Here is a 15,750-nt window from a genome sequence, read left to right as displayed (position 1 = left end):
TGCGCAGCGTAGGGCAATCACTTAATGACGAGCAAGTATTCACGAACGCTTCACCCGCCCAATGCTTCACGTTTGCGAATGAGCGAGGCTCCCCCGGAACGGCCCGACCTGCCAACTCCCCGCCGGCTCAAGGCGCCGCAAGCGGAAGCACCGTTCCGCTCGTTGGGAGTCCCGCACCCTGGTGAGGTGGGTCACCCCACCCGCTGCCACGGGCCGAACGCCAGGCCGGGGTCCGTCGGATCCTGCCGCGCGATCAGCAGCCCGCCGTCCATGTCGATCATCGCGATCGTGACCGAGCCGCGGGCATCGAGCGAGATGGCCGGCAGCCCCGCACACCGGTTCCCCACCGGCGCCCACCAAGTGCCGTACTGCTCACCCTCGGTCGGGTACGCGGCGATTTCCGGATAGCCCTCCGCCCCCCGCTGCAGCAGGACGGTGCAGTCGTATCCGTCGATGCGCGTGCGGGCAACACCCACCGGACCGGCCCCTCCCGCACCCCCCAGCGGCATGAGGGCGGGTGATGTGCCGGCGGGAGCCTGCGGGCGGTAGGCCACGACACCGCCGTCGGCCGGGTGGCGCCAGAAGTAGGTACCGGTGCCTCGACCTGTCTCAAAAGAGCTGTACGTTCCCTCGACCGCATCGGCCTCGATGCGCCCCAGCCACCTGAAGTCGCCCCCCGGCGCATCCTGGCCCCAGTACGACGCTCCGCCCCGGAAGGGGGCAAGGAACTCGGCGCGGCCCTGGGCCGTCACGAGCGGCACGACGGCCCCGCGTACCCATTTCCCCTGAAAGTCTGCCCAATTGCCCCATATGCCATCGGCGCGCCGCGTTCGGCCGCGGACACCCGCACCGAACCGGGTGGTGACGATGTGGAGCGCCCCGGTGCCGTCGGGGAGCACCATCAGGTCTCCGGGCGGGGGTTGGGGCTCCCCGCCCTCCTGCCTGCCCTCCGGGAACGCGTTGCCCACCGCGCGCCAGTCGCCGAGCGGGCGGCCGGTCTGGTACTGGGTGGCGATGACCATCTCGCGGCCGCCCGGCGCCCCGTCCCGGTAGCGGGTGCCGGCGAACCAGACGAAGCCGTTGGAGTCCTGGGCCAGGGTGAACCGGCCCGTCCAGCCCTCCACGGGGAACAGCTCGGGCCCCTGCCAGAGGTCGGAGCCGGGCGCGGACTCGGTCCAGCGCACCAGGCCCTCGGCGCAGCTCGCGTAGGCGGTGAGGCGGCCGTCCCGTCCCAGCCGGAGCCAGCCCCGGGCCGCGCTCCCGCCGTCGGCCGCCGCGGCTATCTCGGAGCCCAGGACCGTGGGTGCGGCGGAGGTGGCACCTCGGTCCGCTTCCGCACGTCCGCGTCGCACCATGACCTGCCCACTCCTACCCCAACTCGTCCCTTTTGCCCGCCTTACCGGGCGGGCCGTGGGACAATTTACGGCAGTGCGGCGGTCGGTCGGCGCCGGGGGCGGATCTCCTTGCGCCCTCCGGTTCCGTGCAACCTAGCCTGATCGGTCCGCCTCCACCACCAGGTGCCGGCCGGACCTGGCCACCGGTGGGGCTCTGGTCCGACGGGACGAAAAGTCGGGTTCGGGTACTACGTGGGGAGTACGCCTGAAACGCTACGCCGGGGTGACGCGGGTGACGGGGGACGCGGTCTAGCGTGGCCGTATGGAAGAGCTGCGCGAGCGCCCGGGTCCCCCCTGGCGGCGATGGGTGGAGCGGACCGGGCGGGGCCCGGCCTGGCGCTCGGCCCTGCTCGTCGCCGTCTTCGCGCAGATCGGCGCGGGGTGGGCGGCGCACGCCCAGAGCGGTCGGATGCCGCTGGACGGCTTCGCCCGGCTCCTGCTGCTGCTCGGGCCCGCTCTGCTGGTGGTGCGGCACCGGTATCCGGTGGCCGTGGCGTACGGGGTCAGCGTCGTCACCCTGGTCTATGTGGGTGCCGGTTATCCGTACGGCCCGGTGTTCCTCAGCCTGGCCCTGGCCTGCTTCGCCGCCGTCGTCGCCGGACACCGCCGGGCCGCCTGGGGCGCCGTCGGCCTGCTCTGGGCCGGGCACCTGCTCATCGGACACTGGCTCTACCGGTGGCTCCCGCCCGCCGGGGACGGCCCGACGCCCTGGGCACAGGAGCTGGGCATCACCGCATGGGTGCTCGCGGTGCTCGCCGTCGCGGAGCTGGTCCGCGTACGCCGGGAGCAGTGGGCCCGGGAGCGGGCCGGGCGGGCGGCGGCCGAGAGACGCCGGGTGGACGAGGAGCGGCTGCGGATCGCGCGTGAACTGCACGACGTCCTCGCCCACAGCATCTCGGTGATCAATGTCCAGGCGGGGGTCGGGCTGGCCCTGCTCGACTCCGATCCCGAGCAGGCCCGTACGGCGCTCGCCACCATCAAGGCGGCGAGCAAGGAGGCGCTGGGCGAGGTCCGGCAGGTGCTCGACACCCTGCGCTCCCCCGGCGAGGCACCGCGCTCTCCCGCGCCCGGTCTCGACCGCCTCCCCGAGCTGGTGGAACAGGCGGCGGCGGCCGGGCTGGCCGTGGACGTCTCGGCCGGGGGCGAGGCCGGATCGCTGGCACCCGGCATGGACCTCGCCGCCTTCCGCATCCTGCAGGAGGCGCTGACCAATGTGATGCGCCACTCCGGCTCGCGCACCGCCCGGATCCGCCTCACCTGGCAGCCGCACGCCCTGGAGCTGCGGGTGGACGACGACGGTCCCGCCACGGGCGGCGCGTCGGGCGGCAGCGGCAACGGTCTCGTCGGGATGCGTGAGCGGGCGGCGGCCCTGGGCGGCGCCGTCGAAGCGGGCCCGCGACCGGACGGCGGCTTCCGGGTGGTCGCCCGGCTCCCGCTGAGGACCGACGGCCTCGACGGCCCTGACGGCCACGACGGCTTCAAGGAGACCCTGTGATCCGCGTACTGCTCGCCGACGACCAACTGCTCGTCCGGGCCGGGTTCCGGGCACTGCTCGACGCCCAGCCCGACATCGGGGTGGTGGGCGAGGCCGGCGACGGGGACGAGGCCGTACGGCTGGTGCGGGAGCTGCGCCCCGACGTCGTCCTCATGGACATCCGGATGCCGGTCCTGGACGGGCTGGCCGCGACCCGCCGGATCGGCGAGGACGATGCGCTGGCCGACGTACGGGTGGTCATGCTCACCACCTTCGAGCTCGACGAGTACGTCTTCGAGGCGATCCGTTCGGGCGCCTCCGGGTTCCTGGTCAAGGACACCGAGCCGGAGGAACTGCTGCGCGCGGTCCGGGCGGTGGTCGCGGGTGACGCCCTGCTCTCCCCGGGGGTCACCCGCCGCCTGATCGCCGAGTTCGCGGCCCGCTCGAAGCAGCCCGCGGCGGCGGCCGGACTGCGTCGGCTCACGGACCGGGAGCGGGAGGTAATGGCGCTGGTGGGCATGGGCCTGTCCAACAAGGAGATCGCCCGCCGCCTGGACGTCAGCCCCCTCACCGCCAAGACGCACGTCAGCCGCACCATGGTCAAACTCGGCGCCCGCGACCGCGCCCAGCTGGTCGTCCTGGCCTACGAGTCCGGCCTGGTCCGCCCCGGCTGGCTGAGCTGAGGTTCTGCCTCGCCCGAGGGCCGTCACCGGTGAATCTCCCACGTCGTACGGCTCCAGTTCTGCCCGCACCATGTCCCTGTCCGGCGGCACCGGCGCCTCACCGCTGTCGACGAACGTGTAGATCACCGGACTCCAGCCCACGACACCCCCTGTCTGACGCCCCGGTCCCCCGCTACTCCCGCCGGCGTACTCCGGGAGCCGCCGGCCGTACGACGACGTGCGGGGGACTGCGGAGGAGGCTCGGGGCGAGACGAAAAGTCCGCGCTCCAAGGAGATGAACCGCGATGGACACCTTCACCACCCTCGCTTTCGACGGGCCCGGCCCGTGGATCCTGTTCCTTCCGCTGATCTGGGCGGCGGTCGTCATCGGTGTCGTCACCGTGCTGCGCCGTACCGTCTGGCGCGGTCGCCGCGGGGCGGTCACCCACGGCGAGCGGTCGCCGATCGCGATCCTCGGGCGGCGTTTCGCCGCAGGGGAGATCGACGAGGACGAGTACTGGCGGCGGCTGTCCGTCCTGGACGAGCAGTTCGGCCGGGCCCTCAAGGACGGGGCGCCGTGACCGCGCCGAAGCCGGCCGCCAGCCTGGCCAGGGTCGTGCGCATCCCGGCGCGGTTGACCGCGATGCGCCGGTCCGGGCCGGTTCCGGCGAACACCGCGCCGAGCAGCACGGTCAGGCGGGAACCGCGCCCGGTGCGCAGGTCCTGCCAGGTCTCCGTGACGCGCGTGCGCTCGCCCTCCGGCTCGAACCGGTAGCCCCAGCGCGCGATCGGCAGACCGAGGATGCCGATGTCGAAGATGAACTCGCCGGACCCGTCCGGCGACTGCGCCGGTGCCCGCAGGGCCTTGATCCGGCCCGTCGTGAACCAGACGAACGGACCTCTCCGGTTGAGCCCGACGAACCGGCTGCCGGGGCGGGCCGGCGGCCGGGGCACCCACACGCGGCGGCATTCCGGGCTCCAACGGCCCATGTTCCGCAGGTCGGACACCATCCGGTGGACGTCCGCGGGAGCGGCGTCCACCACGATGTGCTCCTCCAGGCTCCACGCTCGCTCGCTCATGGTTCCCCTCCCTGTGATCGTCCCCGCTCCACGCCCGGAGTGTAGGCAACGAGGAGGGACTCGGCGACGGAGGTGCGGGCGTAGAGCACGGAGCGGCCGGCGCGGTGGGCGGTGACCAGGCCGGCCTCGCGCAGGGCGGTGAGGTACTGGGACACACCGGGGGCGGAGAGCCCCGTACGGCGGGCCAGTTCGGTGGTGGAGGCCGGGGTTTCCAGCTCGGTGAGCAGCCGGGTCCGGGAGCGGCCGAGTACGGCGGCCAGGGCCTCGGCCCCGGCACTGGGCCGCGGCTCCCACAGCGAGCCGGTGCCGCGCGCGGGATAGGCGAGCTGCGGCGGCTCCGAGGGCGTCACGCGGGTGAACGGGACGGGCCAGGCGAAGACCGAGGGGATCAGCAGCAGCCCGGAGCCCGCCGTCCCCCGGGACAGGGGACGGTGCCGGTGGGCGAGCCGGAGCGCGCTGTCGTCCCAGCTGACCGAAGGGTGGAGGTCGTTGAAGAGACGGCCCGCGCCGTGCTCGGCGGCCTGCCGGGCCCGGTGGAAGACATCGGCGTCGAGTACGGCGCGGATCCGTGCCCAGTAGGGGGCCAGAGCCAGCTCCCAGTAGGTCTCGATCTCTTCCGTGAGCCGGACCAGGCGTGCCTGCGGATCGGCGTACAGGGTCCGTGCGCGCGGACCCAGCCCTCCCTGCTCCTGCCCCAGGCGGTCGAGGTCCTGGCGGATCCGGGCGGCGGGCGTGGCCCGGATGCCGGCCAGTTCCTCCGCCAGGGAGGGAGCCGGCCCGGTGGGCGACGGATTGAGGAAGTCGGGTACGTACCCCGAGGGCGGGATCAGCTCGGCGAGCCAGCCCCGGTCGAGGCCGGCCGCCGTCAGTCGTGGCCGTACCTGCTCGACCCAGGGGCGGTGCACGAGGGGCGTGGATCCGGCGGCCAGCAGCCGGTAGCTGGGCCCGACTTCCCACATCGGCGCGACGGCGAAGCGCATCTGCGCCAGGTCACTCACGGAAAACGCCAGCTCCGCCAGCACGGCCACCCCGAGGATTCGGTCATGTCTTAATCAATGGCCTGGCAGCCTACCCGGTGGGGATCATCCGGGCATGACCTCACAGACGATGTCCGCGGCAGCGGCGGGCACTTGGAACCTCGGCGACCTGAAGATCAACCGGATCGGCTTCGGCACGATGCGCCTGCCCCAGACCGGTGCGGCGTTCGCGGACGACGCCGCACCGAGGGACCGCGACCAGGCGATCGGCGTACTGCGCCGGGCGATCGAGCTCGGGGTGAACCACATCGACACCGCAGCCTTCTACTTCTCGCCGCTGCGCTCCGCCAACGAACTGGTCAACGCGGCGCTCCGCCCCTACCCGGAGGACCTCGTGATCACCACGAAGGTCGGACCGGGCCGCGACCCGTCCGGGGTGTGGAGCCACGCCGCCCCCGGACAGCTGCGCGGCCAGGTCGAGGAGAACCTGCGCCAGCTCGGCCGGGACCACCTCGACGTGGTGAACCTGCGCATCGTCGGAGCCGATTCCATCGCCGAGCGGTTCGGCGCTCTGGCCGAGCTCCGCGAAGCCGGACTCATCCGCCACCTGGGCATCTCCAACGTCACCCCCGAGCACCTCGCCGAGGCCCGCGCCATCGCGCCGGTGGTCTGCGTGCAGAACATGTACGGGATCGGAGTGCGGCCCGAGCAGGACGCCTTCGTGCGCACCTGCGGTGAGCTGGGAGTCGCGTTCGTGCCGTTCTACTCCATCGCCGGCGCCCGGCGGGAGGGCGGCGCGGACGGCACCGAGAGCGAGGTGGTGCGTGCCGTCGCCCGGGCGCACGGGGCGAGCCCCGCGCAGGTACGGCTGGCGTGGACGCTCCAGCGGGGGCCGCACGTGCTGGCCATTCCCGGCACGGGCGATCCGGAGCACCTGGAGGCGAACGTGGCCGCCGGCGCTCTGCGCCTGTCCGAGGAGGAGCTGGCCGTCCTGGAGGCCCTGCACCACGGCTGACCGGTCCGGGCGGCACCGAGGCGCTGAGGGCGCTCGGGGCGCTCGGGGCGCTCGGGCTCGCAGGCGCCGAGGCACTCAGGCGCTCAGGCGCTCAGGCGCTCAGGGAAGGTCGTCGGTCGGCAGGTCGGCCTCGTACGCGTGGGGGGTGTCCCCTTCCCAGTCCAGCAGCTCGGTGCCACCGAGGACCACGTCGTCGGGGTCCGGCATGCCGGCCCGGCGCAGGAACTCGATGACGTCCTCGTCGGAACGGGCGAGTCCCAGGGATTCCTCTCCGTTCGAGGTCCGCAGGGTCACCTGCCGGCCTCCCGACGGGAAGATCCGGTGCACGACGACGGGCGCATGATGCATACCCCCAGCCTCGCCCCGTCGGACCGGCCCGGCACCCCGGGCGGCGCGAGCCCGGCCCGATCGGCACGACCCCCGCCCGGGCCTCAGGGGGTACGGGCGGCCTTCGCGGGGCGGTCGGCCCTCTTGGGGATGCGGAACGTGGCGGGGTCGGGGTAGGTCGCCTTCTCCGCCCGCACGACATCCTCGATCGCGGCCTTGAAGGCGGGCTCGAAGTAGTCGACGGCCAGCAGCAGCCGCAGTCCCTCCAGGGTCGGGTCGAGCAGCGGGCGGGCCATCCGGGCGCCGCCGCCCGCGATGCCCGGGAAACCGGCCCGGGCGGTCGCGGGTCTCTCTCCCGCGCGCTCCTGGAGGCCGGCGGCCGCGTAGCCGGCGACGGTCGCGAGTTCGGCGAGGTACTTGCGGGCTCCGAGAGCCATCTCCTCGGCTCCCTGCAGGGTCTGGACCGAGCCGCCCGCCACCTTGAAGTCGTCGCTGATCCTCTTGAGGCCGCGCGCCTCGTACACGGCGCGCGCCTCCTCGAAGAGCCGCCCCGCCTCGTCGACCGCCTTCATCGCCGTCACCAGCTGGTCGATGTCGATGCCGATCTCGCGCTTCACGTTGCCTCCTGGTCCGGAACTGTGCTGCACAGACCGTAGGAGGCAAAGCCACCGGGGCGGAACACCTTTGCGGGGGTCGGATCCGGGGGCCCTGTGCCCGGTCCGGGACCCCTAGTCCGGGCCGGGCGCCAACTGCCCACGCGCCCTTGCGACTTGACGCCGGGCTCCCAACAATGCGCATGACAACCGGAGGACCTCCGGTCGCATGGTCATCAGAGGGGAACCCCCACATGAAGAAACCTCTCGTCGGCGCGTTACTCTCCCTGCTCCTGCTGGGAGCGGCGGCCACCCCCGCCGTGGCCGCGCCCATCGCACCCGTCGCGCCCCCCGCACCCACGGCGCCCACCGCCCCCGGGGCCGCCGCCGTCGCGGTCACCTACGCGGGCACCGTGGCGCTCAGCAACTGTTCCGGCTCCGTCGTCCGCGCACCCTCCTCCCAGCCCGGCGACCTCGCGCTCGTCCTGTCGAACGGGCACTGCCTGGAGTCGGGCTTCCCGGCAGCCGGCGAGGTCATCACCGACCGCCCGTCCACCCGCTCGTTCTCCCTGCTCAACGCGGCGGGATCGAAGGTCGGGACGCTCCGCGCGAGCAGGATCGCGTACGCGACCATGACCGACACCGACATCTCGATCTACCGGCTGACGCGGACCTACGCGCAGATCCAGAGCCAGTACGGCATCACCGCGCTGACCCTCGACGACGTACGCCCGACCCAGGGCTCGGCGATCAAGGTGGTCTCCGGCTACTGGAAGCGCACCTACAGCTGCTCCGTGGACGGCTTGGCCTACCGCCTGAAGGAGGGCGACTGGACCTGGAAGGACTCGGTCCGCTACACCTCCGCCTGCAACACCATCGGCGGCACCTCCGGTTCGCCGGTGATCGACACGACGACCGGCAAGGTGGTCGCCGTCAACAACACGGGCAACGAGGACGGCGCCCGGTGCACGGTGAACAACCCGTGCGAGGTCGACCAGAACGGCAACGTGACGGTCCGCCAGGGCATCAACTACGCGCAGCAGACGTACATCGCCGTCCCCTGCATAGCCCCCGGCAACAGGATCGATCTGAACCGCCCCGGCTGCACGCTGCCCAAGCCGTAACCCCGTAGGCGTCCCCGCCCGACCCGAAACGCCCCACGGCCGGGCCTCGGGCGGGGATACTCGGACGCGTGGAACTGCACATCGATCACCGCTGGCTGCTGGAGCGGCAGGAGGCACTGTTCAAGGACGTGGCGGTGGCCGACCACTCCGCCCTGGTCGCCGCCGTGGCCCGGCACCGGGTGAACACGCCGAGCCTGGAAGTGGACGATCCCGACGCCTACTGGCGCGCGGCCGCGCTGCTCGACGCGATCGTGCTGCTCCGGCCACTGCCCGACTCGAACGAGTACTTCGCCTACGGGGTGGCCGTCGCGTACATCGAGGCATCGGGCGAGGCCGTGGACGCCACCTACGAGCAGTGGCGCGACCTGATCACCGACATCCGCATGCTGCGTGCCAGCGTCTTCGAGGTGGCGGCCCGGCTGCGCTCCTGGCAGCCCACGCAGAGCGCCCGCTAGCGGGCCTCGGCCCCGCGCCCGGAGTCCCCCGTCCCGGGGATTCCCGGCCGGGGGCCGGGACGCGGCTGCGGTCAGCGCCTGCGCTGGGCGGGGGTGCCGACGAGCAGCGCGTCGGACACGAGGCGCGCGCCGCGGGCCAGCCGGCCCAGCTGCTCCAGCTCGACCGCGTACATCCGGATGGAGTTCTCGATGACCGACTCGGCGATGCCCATCATGGGCAGCTCGGCGCGGCTGGTCTGAAGGGCCGCCCGCACCGCGCGCATCTCGTGCTGCAGCTGGAGCTGGACGTGCCGGGCCAGAAGTGCGTGGTGGCGGGTGAGCGTCAGGTAGCCGCCGTAGCGGGCCGGGAGCAGGTCCCGCAGCCAGCGGGTGGCCGTGCGCTCCCAGTCGTGCGTCCCTGGCGCCTTGACCTGCATGGGCCAGTCGGGGCTGAGGGTAAACGTGGCCGTCTGAGGCATTCTCGTCACTTCCGAGTGGGTGTCGAACTCTGATCGAGACGTTCTGAGGGGCGGCCTCGGCCCAGGGGTTGACCGAGGCCGCCATGGGCGCTCTGCGGGATCCAAAGCCTGGACCCGACGCGCGGTCGCGACGTGAGGAGGTTCGTCGTGCCGCGCGTGTGTTCGGGAGGACTGGGGGTCCTCCTTGGCATCTGGTGGATCCGGAGCGCCGTCGCCAGTAAACATATATACCGTCGAGTAGGCAAGCGTATGAAAAATTTCATGCACTTCGGGGGCTGAATATCGCCTGGTGAAGCAGACCGGATGGGGCTAAAGGAAGAAGCCGTGCTGATCGGCCACGTGCTCGTAGCTCTCCAGACGTGCCTGGGTCCGCTCCGGATCCGCATCGGCCATGGCCTGCAACAGGGCCGCGGACAGCATCCCGGGCGCCGCGTACGAATCGAAAACCAGCCGGGACCCGGTCCCCGCCGTCAGCGCCACGTCCGCCTCGTCCACCAGCGGCCCCAGGGTGGGGTCCGTGATCAGCACCACACGCAGCCCCGTACTGCGGGCGGCACGGATGGCGGCCAGGGTCTCCTTCGCGTGCCGCGGCATGGCGAAGGCCAGCACCCAGGTCCCGCCGGCCGCCCGGGACTGGAGCAGCGCGTCGAAGGCGACGCTGCCGCCGCGCGTCACCAGGCGTACGTCGGGGTGGATGCGCCGGGCCGCGTACGCGAAGTACTCCGCGAGCGAGACCGAGATGCGCAGGCCCAGGACGGTCAGCGGGACCGAGGCCGCCAGCTCGCGGCCGATGTCCAGCACCTGGTCGGTGTCGGCGAGCAGCCTGCGGACGTTCTCCAGGTTCTGGATCTCGGCGTCGACGGCTTCCTGCAGCTCGTTGCGGCGGATCTGCTCCCGGGTGTCCGCGGCGCCGGCGACCGCGCTGAGCGCGATCGGCTGCAGTACGTCGCGCAGGGCGGGGTAGCCGCTGAAGCCGAGGGAGGCGGCGAAGCGCGTCACGGAGGGCTGGCTCACGCCCACCCGCTCGGCGAGCTCGGTGATCGAGAGGAACGCCGCCTCGGTGAGGTGGTCGATCAGGTACTGGGCGATGCGTCGCTGGCCGGGAGACAGCCGACGGCCGTCGAAGAGCGCGAGGAGCCGGTCGGCCGGGGGGCGAACCTCCTCGGACGACTGACCCCCTGGTGTGATCGCAGCCGCTTGTGCGCGTGCCTGCTGCCCCGATGACACTCGAGGGCCTCCCTAACTGATGTCACTCGCGCTCAAACATAGCTCACCCCCTGTGGCCGATGATGATCAGTCCTGGGCGCGGGAGGTGACCGGGGCGTCGGTGCGGTCGCCCAGGAACTCGTACCAGCGGCGCTGGAGGCACAGGTAGCGGGTGTCGGCCTCGACGAGGTCGAGGAAGGAGCCGATCGTCGTGGTCAGCCGCTCGCCGAGGTCCGGATCGCCGAGGGCGCCGTCGTCGGTGAACGCCTGGTGCGCGCCGGCCAGGCTGAACATGTCGGGGTAGACCCGCGCGCCGAGGTGCTCCAGCGGGACGCGCAGTGCCCACAGTCCGCGGTTGCCGCCGACCATCGAGGGCGAGGCCGAGACCAGCAGGGTCTGCTTGTCCTTGAAGGGCTGCGGGCGGTAGCGGGAGACCCAGTCGATGGCGTTCTTCAGGACACCCGGGACGGAGGCGTTGTACTCGGGCGAGGCGATGATCAGCGCCTGCGCGGCCCCGATCCGCTCGCACAGGGCGAGCGCCCCGGGCGGCAGCCCCTCGTCGGCCTCCGCGTCGCCGTCGTACGCCGGCATCGGGAAGTCGCCGAGCGTGGCGGCCTGCGCGGTGGCGCCGGCCCGGGTCACCAGCTCCGTGACCAGGGAGCCGAGGCGGGTGTTGACGGACCCGGCGCGCAAGGACCCGGACAGGACGAGGACGTGCAGGGAGTCGCGGGCCGCACCGCCGTCGTGCGGACGGCCCGGATCCGTCGGGAAGTGGTCACTGTCGGTCGGGTTCATTGCGTCTCCTCCTGCTCTCTGCTCCACTCGGCAAGGCTCGGCCCGTCCGGACCGGCCACGCGCGGCGGGACCCGCACACTTCGGTGTACGGGTCCCGTCCGGGCCGCGGGTCACTTCGCGTCGGGGTTCTCCCAGCGGTAGAACTCGTGGGCCATGGCGTCCTTCGGGCTGCGCCAGGTGTCCGGGTTGTGCGGGCTGATGTAGGCGGTCAGCCGGTCGCTGAGGTCCCGGAACTCGGGGTGCTCGGTGACCTTCGCGATGGCCGGCCCGGGGGGCCGGTCCGACTCGATCAGGTGCAGGTAGACGTCGCCGAACTGGAACAGGCTGCGGCGCGTGACCCCTACCAGGTGCGGGAGTTCACCCGCGTCGGAGCCCGCGAAGAGGTCGGCGATGTCCGGTGCCGATCCCGGTGCCATCCGGGCGACGATGAGAGCGCGGTGCGGCTGGTTCATGCGAGTGCCTACCCTTCGTCTCAGACTCGGCTGACGGCGGGGGCGCGGCCCTCGCGCTGGCGCTTCTCGATCTTGTCCCGGATGAGCGCCATCTGGATCGGCGAGTTGCGGTTGATGTTGTCGGTCATCCACGCGTCGTCCACCGGGGCATCGGGCTTCATCGCGAAGTCCTGGGTCCACTTCATCCGGGTGCCGCCGGGCACCTTGAAGTACTGCCAGTGGATGTCCATGTGCGCGAACGGGCCGGTCTCCACCCGCCGGGCACGGACGGTGAGGCCCTTGCGGTCGACGGTCCGCTCCGAGACCCAGCTCCACACCTTGCCGTTCTCGTCGGGGTGCATGGTCAGGCGGAAGCGGGTGGTGTCGCCCTTCTCCTCGAGGATCTCGAGGGAGGCGTACTCGCTGAACAGGTGCGGCCAGCTCGGGAGGTCGTTGGTCATCTCCCATACGACGTCCACGGGCGCGTTGACGGTGATCTCGTTCTCGGTGTGTCCAGGCATCTCAGGCTCCGGTCATCAGACTGTGGTTGACGAGGTCGAGGAATTCCCCGGGGGTCTTGCAGCGGTCGGCGTGGGTGGGCAGGGCCCGTCCGCGCCGGTTCTCCAGTTCGCCGACGATCCCGAGCAGGCCCAGCGAATCGAGGCCGTACTCGTCGAAGGCGGAGTGCGGACGGCTCGCCAGCTCGGTGGGATCGACGGTGATACCGGCCTTCTTCATCAGGGCGGCCAGTTCTTCCAGGGTCAGCCGTTCGGACATCCCTGTTCTCCCTTCTTCCTACGCGCCCTTGCGGACGACGAGCGCGGAGTTCGACCCCATTCGGCCGCGGCTCAGCACCAGCGCGGTGCGCAGCTCGGCGCCGCGGGCGCTGCCCGTCACCACGTCGAGGTCGTGGCACACGTCGTAGACGTTCGGGGTCGGCGGGACGACGCCGTGCTCCAGGGCCAGGACCGCGGCCGCCGTGTCGAGCGCGGGAGCCGCGCAGTAGGCCCTGCCCGTACCGGACTTGGGCGCCGTGACCGGCACCTTCCGCCCGTACGCGCCGAGGGCGTCGGCGATGGCCGCCGCTTCGGCGGCGTCGGCCTCCGGGGTCCCGATGGCGTCGGCGAAGACGACGTCGATCTCCTCGGGGGCGCAGTCGGCCTCCCGGAGGGCGCCGCGGATGGCGTGGGCCAGTCCCTCGCCGGACACGTCCCGTCGCCGGGTGCCGGTGAAGGTCGCGGCGTGGCCGGCCAGGACGGCCCGTACGGTGGCGCCGCGGCGGCGGGCCTCGTCCTCGTCCTCGACGACGAACATCGCGCCGCCCTCGGCGGGGACGAACCCGCAGGCCTTGTCGGTGAACGGCCGGTAGGCCCGCTCGGGGTCCTCCCCGGTGCTCAGTCCCTCGTACTCCAGCTGGCAGACGATGGAGTACGGCGCCAGCGGTGCCTCCGTCGCCCCGACGAGCATGGCCCGGCTGCCCTGGCGGATCGCCCGGGCGGCGTGCGCGAAGGCGTCCAGCCCGCCCGCCTCGTCGCTGGCCACGACCCCGCAGGGGCCCTTGAGCCCGCGCCGGATGGAGATCTGGCCGGTGCTGGCGGCGTAGAACCAGGCGATCGACTGGTACGGGCCCACGAAGCGCGGCCCCTGTTCCCAGAGGTGCTGCAGCTCGCGCTGCCCGAACTCGCCGCCGCCGGATCCGGCGGCGGTGACGACGCCCACGGAGAAGGGGTCGCCCTCGTAGTCGGCCCGGCCGAGCCGGGCGTCCTCCAGGGCGAGGTCCGCCGCGGCGAGGGCGTGGTGGGTGAAGCGGTCGGTCTGGACGAGGAAGCGGTCCTCGACCATGGCGCCGGGGTCGAAGCCCCGGACCTCACCCGCGACGCGCAGCGGCAGGTGCTCGCAGCCCGCCCTGGTGACCCGGTCCAGCACGCTGAGACCGGACTGGGTCGCCTTCCAGAAGGCGTCGGCGCCCACGCCGTTGGGCGCGACGACCCCGATGCCCGTGATGACCGTACGGCTGGTCACGAGACCTCCTCCTTCGGCCGGGTCATGACCACGGCGGACTGGAAGCCACCGAATCCGCTGCCCACCGACAGGACGCTGCTCAGCTTTCGGGCGCGGGCGACGCGGGGTACGTAGTCCAGGTCGCACTCGGGGTCGGGCGTCTCGTAGTTCGCCGTCGGCGGTACCACCTGATGGGTCATGGCGAGTACGCAGGCCGCGAGTTCGATCGCGCCGATGGCGCCGAGGGAGTGCCCCACCATGGATTTGATGGAGGTCATCGGCGTCTTGTAGGCGTGGTCGCCCAGGACCCGCTTGACCGCCGCGGTCTCGTGGCGGTCGTTCTGCTTGGTGCCGGAGCCGTGCGCGTTGACGTAGTCGATCTCGTCGGCGGCGACGCCGGCCTGGGCGAGGGCGGTTTCGATGGCCCGGGCCATCTCCAGGCCCTCGGCGGTCAGCCCGGTCATGTGGTGGGCGTTGCCGAAGGTGGCGTAGCCGCCGATCTCGCAGTAGACGGTCGCACCGCGGGCGCGGGCGTGTTCCAGCTCTTCGAGTACGAGGACGGCGCCGCCCTCGCCGAGGACGAACCCGTCCCGGTCGGCGTCGAACGGCCGGGAGGCGTGGGCCGGGTCGTCGTTGTTCGGCGAGGTCGCCTTGATGGCGTCGAAGCAGGCCACCGTGATCGGCGATATGGGTGAGTCGGACGCGCCGGCGAGGCATACGTCCATCCGGCCCTCCGCGATGGAGTGGACGGCGTACCCGATGGCGTCGAGTCCCGAGGTGCAGCCGGTGGAGACCGTCTGCACCGGGCCCCGCGCACCCGTCTGCTCCGCGACGGCGGAGGCGAGGGTGGCGGGGGTGAACGCCCGGTGCAGGAACGGGCCGGCCCGCTTGTGGTCCACGTCCCACCAGGAACCGGACTGGCTCACGGCGACGTAGTCGTGCTCCAGACGGGTGGTGCCGCCGACGGCCGTGCCGAGGGAGACCCCGGTCCGCCAGGCCTCGTCCGTGGTGAGGTCGAGTCCCGCGTCCTTCACCGCCTCCCGGGCGGCGACCAGGGCGAACTGGATGTACCGGTCCGCACGGTCCGCCTCGCCCGGTTCGAGGCCGTTCGCCGCGGGGTCGAAGTCGACCTCGGCGGCTATCCGGGAGCGGAACCCGGTCGGGTCGAAGAGGCTGATGCCACGCGTCGCCGTACGGCCGTTGGAGAGCAGGTCCCAGAAGTCGCGGACCCCGATCCCGCCGGGTGCGACGACACCGACTCCGGTGACGGCCACCCGCCGGGGGGTCACGAGACCACTCCAGTGCGGTCCGGGGGCTGCTCCCACGCGGTGCCCTCCGGGTGCGGTGCCTGTTCGGTGTCCACGTGCCCGAGCTCGGGCCGCGGGGCCAGCGGCCCGAGGTGGAAGACCATGCGGGCCTCGGTGTCTCCGACGTTGCGGAACCGGTGGCGCACGTTCAGCGGGACCAGCAGGCCCTGGTCGGTGCGCAGCGGGTGGGCCTCGCCGTCGAGATCGACCTCCAGGCGACCGCTGACCACGTACACGAACTCCTCGGAGTACGGGTGGTAGTGCTCGGCGATCGACTCCCCGGGGGCCATGATCGCCAGGCCCATGAACCCGCTGGTGGAACCCACGGAGGTCGGGGTGAGCACCGCCCGCAGGTCACCGCCGCGACGGCGGTTCGGGGGCGTCTCGCTGAGGTCCACGATGCGTGGGGGCTGTTTGGTCATGGCGGGTTCCTCCTGCGTGTGGGGAGAGC

Annotated in this window: 20 protein-coding genes; 6 read left to right on the top strand and 14 right to left on the bottom strand. The window is 72.3% G+C overall.

Annotated features, from left to right (window positions below; genetic code table 11):
- Positions 1 to 191: 191 nt before the first annotated feature.
- The gene (locus tag OG373_RS36055; RefSeq protein WP_405442857.1) at positions 192 to 1,355 is read right to left on the bottom strand and encodes a hypothetical protein; all 1,164 of its coding nucleotides are present in this window, start codon (positions 1,353 to 1,355) and stop codon (positions 192 to 194) included.
- Between the two features lie 301 nt (positions 1,356 to 1,656).
- Here OG373_RS36055 and OG373_RS36050 point away from each other — a divergent pair, with 301 nt between their 5' ends.
- The 3 genes from OG373_RS36050 (at position 1,657) to OG373_RS36040 (ending at position 4,111) form a co-directional block, all read left to right on the top strand.
- Positions 1,657 to 2,889, top strand: a complete 1,233-nt coding sequence (locus OG373_RS36050) for a sensor histidine kinase (protein ID WP_405442856.1) — start codon at positions 1,657 to 1,659, stop codon at positions 2,887 to 2,889.
- The gene (locus OG373_RS36045; RefSeq protein ID WP_405442855.1) at positions 2,886 to 3,551 is read left to right on the top strand and encodes a response regulator; all 666 of its coding nucleotides are present in this window, start codon (positions 2,886 to 2,888) and stop codon (positions 3,549 to 3,551) included. The genes OG373_RS36050 and OG373_RS36045 overlap by 4 nt, the downstream gene beginning before the upstream one ends.
- A gap of 284 nt (positions 3,552 to 3,835) precedes the next feature.
- On the top strand, positions 3,836 to 4,111 hold the full coding sequence (locus OG373_RS36040) for an SHOCT domain-containing protein (protein ID WP_405442853.1): 276 nt from the start codon (positions 3,836 to 3,838) through the stop codon (positions 4,109 to 4,111).
- Here OG373_RS36040 and OG373_RS36035 read toward each other — a convergent pair.
- Both OG373_RS36035 and OG373_RS36030 read right to left on the bottom strand, forming a co-directional pair.
- Entirely contained in the window at positions 4,092 to 4,610 is a 519-nt protein-coding gene (locus tag OG373_RS36035) for an SRPBCC family protein (RefSeq protein ID WP_405442852.1), read from the bottom strand. The two genes, OG373_RS36040 and OG373_RS36035, sit on opposite strands and share 20 nt — an antisense overlap.
- On the bottom strand, positions 4,607 to 5,590 hold the full coding sequence (locus tag OG373_RS36030) for a DUF5937 family protein (protein WP_405444326.1): 984 nt from the start codon (positions 5,588 to 5,590) through the stop codon (positions 4,607 to 4,609). The genes OG373_RS36035 and OG373_RS36030 overlap by 4 nt, the downstream gene beginning before the upstream one ends.
- Positions 5,591 to 5,702: 112 nt before the next feature.
- On the opposite strand from OG373_RS36030, the gene OG373_RS36025 reads away from it, so the two are divergent.
- Positions 5,703 to 6,602, top strand: coding sequence for an oxidoreductase (locus tag OG373_RS36025; protein WP_405442850.1), 900 nt, complete (start codon positions 5,703 to 5,705; stop codon positions 6,600 to 6,602).
- 99 nt (positions 6,603 to 6,701) lie between these two features.
- Here the strand turns inward: OG373_RS36025 and OG373_RS36020 are convergent, their stop codons facing one another.
- Both OG373_RS36020 and OG373_RS36015 read right to left on the bottom strand, forming a co-directional pair.
- Entirely contained in the window at positions 6,702 to 6,950 is a 249-nt protein-coding gene (locus OG373_RS36020; protein ID WP_405442849.1) for a hypothetical protein, read from the bottom strand.
- 83 nt (positions 6,951 to 7,033) lie between these two features.
- Positions 7,034 to 7,546, bottom strand: a complete 513-nt coding sequence (locus OG373_RS36015; RefSeq protein WP_405442848.1) for a hypothetical protein — start codon at positions 7,544 to 7,546, stop codon at positions 7,034 to 7,036.
- Positions 7,547 to 7,776: 230 nt separating this feature from the next.
- On the opposite strand from OG373_RS36015, the gene OG373_RS36010 reads away from it, so the two are divergent.
- Together OG373_RS36010 and OG373_RS36005 are read left to right on the top strand one after the other, a co-directional pair.
- Positions 7,777 to 8,646 (top strand): serine protease, encoded by an 870-nt coding sequence (locus OG373_RS36010; RefSeq protein ID WP_405442846.1) that lies wholly within the window; start codon positions 7,777 to 7,779, stop codon positions 8,644 to 8,646.
- Positions 8,647 to 8,714: 68 nt separating this feature from the next.
- Positions 8,715 to 9,101, top strand: coding sequence for a toxin Doc (locus tag OG373_RS36005; protein ID WP_405442844.1), 387 nt, complete (start codon positions 8,715 to 8,717; stop codon positions 9,099 to 9,101).
- A gap of 71 nt (positions 9,102 to 9,172) precedes the next feature.
- Here OG373_RS36005 and OG373_RS36000 read toward each other — a convergent pair whose 3' ends face one another.
- The 9 genes from OG373_RS36000 to OG373_RS35960 all read right to left on the bottom strand — a co-directional run bounded on the left by OG373_RS36000 (position 9,173) and on the right by OG373_RS35960 (position 15,721).
- Positions 9,173 to 9,559 (bottom strand): hypothetical protein, encoded by a 387-nt coding sequence (locus OG373_RS36000; protein WP_030384556.1) that lies wholly within the window; start codon positions 9,557 to 9,559, stop codon positions 9,173 to 9,175.
- A 309-nt stretch (positions 9,560 to 9,868) separates the two neighbouring features.
- On the bottom strand, positions 9,869 to 10,786 hold the full coding sequence (locus OG373_RS35995; RefSeq protein WP_397734446.1) for a MurR/RpiR family transcriptional regulator: 918 nt from the start codon (positions 10,784 to 10,786) through the stop codon (positions 9,869 to 9,871).
- 66 nt (positions 10,787 to 10,852) lie between these two features.
- On the bottom strand, positions 10,853 to 11,485 hold the full coding sequence (locus OG373_RS35990) for an NADPH-dependent FMN reductase (protein ID WP_405444325.1): 633 nt from the start codon (positions 11,483 to 11,485) through the stop codon (positions 10,853 to 10,855).
- 185 nt (positions 11,486 to 11,670) lie between these two features.
- Positions 11,671 to 12,012, bottom strand: coding sequence for a TcmI family type II polyketide cyclase (locus OG373_RS35985; RefSeq protein ID WP_189967062.1), 342 nt, complete (start codon positions 12,010 to 12,012; stop codon positions 11,671 to 11,673).
- Between the two features lie 20 nt (positions 12,013 to 12,032).
- Entirely contained in the window at positions 12,033 to 12,512 is a 480-nt protein-coding gene (locus tag OG373_RS35980) for an SRPBCC family protein (RefSeq protein ID WP_405442841.1), read from the bottom strand.
- 1 nt (position 12,513) lies between these two features.
- The gene (locus tag OG373_RS35975) at positions 12,514 to 12,768 is read right to left on the bottom strand and encodes an acyl carrier protein (RefSeq protein ID WP_397734443.1); all 255 of its coding nucleotides are present in this window, start codon (positions 12,766 to 12,768) and stop codon (positions 12,514 to 12,516) included.
- Positions 12,769 to 12,786: 18 nt separating this feature from the next.
- Positions 12,787 to 14,013 carry a beta-ketoacyl synthase N-terminal-like domain-containing protein gene (locus OG373_RS35970; RefSeq protein WP_397734441.1) on the bottom strand — a complete coding sequence of 409 codons (1,227 nt, stop codon included), beginning with the start codon at positions 14,011 to 14,013 and terminating at the stop codon, positions 12,787 to 12,789.
- Positions 14,010 to 15,281 carry a beta-ketoacyl-[acyl-carrier-protein] synthase family protein gene (locus OG373_RS35965; RefSeq protein ID WP_405442839.1) on the bottom strand — a complete coding sequence of 424 codons (1,272 nt, stop codon included), beginning with the start codon at positions 15,279 to 15,281 and terminating at the stop codon, positions 14,010 to 14,012. The genes OG373_RS35970 and OG373_RS35965 overlap by 4 nt, the downstream gene beginning before the upstream one ends.
- Complete coding sequence (locus OG373_RS35960) at positions 15,278 to 15,721, bottom strand: cupin domain-containing protein (RefSeq protein WP_405442837.1); 444 nt, start codon at positions 15,719 to 15,721, stop codon at positions 15,278 to 15,280. Before OG373_RS35960 ends, OG373_RS35965 begins: the two co-directional genes overlap by 4 nt.
- Positions 15,722 to 15,750: the final 29 nt, after the last annotated feature.

The sequence above is a fragment of the Streptomyces avidinii genome (assembly GCF_045161815.1).
Lineage (GTDB): Bacteria > Actinomycetota > Actinomycetes > Streptomycetales > Streptomycetaceae > Streptomyces > Streptomyces avidinii.
This window is presented reverse-complemented; position numbering and strand designations above follow the sequence as displayed.

What these genes read in the sequence shown, in the direction of transcription:
- OG373_RS36055 (WP_405442857.1), bottom strand. Translation starts at nt 1,355, where the DNA reads ATGGTGCGACGCGGACGTGCGGAAGCGGACCGAGGTGCCACCTCCGCC.
- OG373_RS36050 (WP_405442856.1), top strand. Translation starts at nt 1,657, where the DNA reads ATGGAAGAGCTGCGCGAGCGCCCGGGTCCCCCCTGGCGGCGATGGGTG.
- OG373_RS36040 (WP_405442853.1), top strand. Translation starts at nt 3,836, where the DNA reads ATGGACACCTTCACCACCCTCGCTTTCGACGGGCCCGGCCCGTGGATC.
- OG373_RS36035 (WP_405442852.1), bottom strand. Translation starts at nt 4,610, where the DNA reads ATGAGCGAGCGAGCGTGGAGCCTGGAGGAGCACATCGTGGTGGACGCC.
- OG373_RS36030 (WP_405444326.1), bottom strand. Translation starts at nt 5,590, where the DNA reads ATGCGCTTCGCCGTCGCGCCGATGTGGGAAGTCGGGCCCAGCTACCGG.
- OG373_RS36025 (WP_405442850.1), top strand. Translation starts at nt 5,703, where the DNA reads ATGACCTCACAGACGATGTCCGCGGCAGCGGCGGGCACTTGGAACCTC.
- OG373_RS36020 (WP_405442849.1), bottom strand. Translation starts at nt 6,950, where the DNA reads ATGCATCATGCGCCCGTCGTCGTGCACCGGATCTTCCCGTCGGGAGGC.
- OG373_RS36010 (WP_405442846.1), top strand. Translation starts at nt 7,777, where the DNA reads ATGAAGAAACCTCTCGTCGGCGCGTTACTCTCCCTGCTCCTGCTGGGA.
- OG373_RS36000 (WP_030384556.1), bottom strand. Translation starts at nt 9,559, where the DNA reads ATGCCTCAGACGGCCACGTTTACCCTCAGCCCCGACTGGCCCATGCAG.
- OG373_RS35985 (WP_189967062.1), bottom strand. Translation starts at nt 12,012, where the DNA reads ATGAACCAGCCGCACCGCGCTCTCATCGTCGCCCGGATGGCACCGGGA.
- OG373_RS35980 (WP_405442841.1), bottom strand. Translation starts at nt 12,512, where the DNA reads ATGCCTGGACACACCGAGAACGAGATCACCGTCAACGCGCCCGTGGAC.
- OG373_RS35975 (WP_397734443.1), bottom strand. Translation starts at nt 12,768, where the DNA reads ATGTCCGAACGGCTGACCCTGGAAGAACTGGCCGCCCTGATGAAGAAG.
- OG373_RS35960 (WP_405442837.1), bottom strand. Translation starts at nt 15,721, where the DNA reads ATGACCAAACAGCCCCCACGCATCGTGGACCTCAGCGAGACGCCCCCG.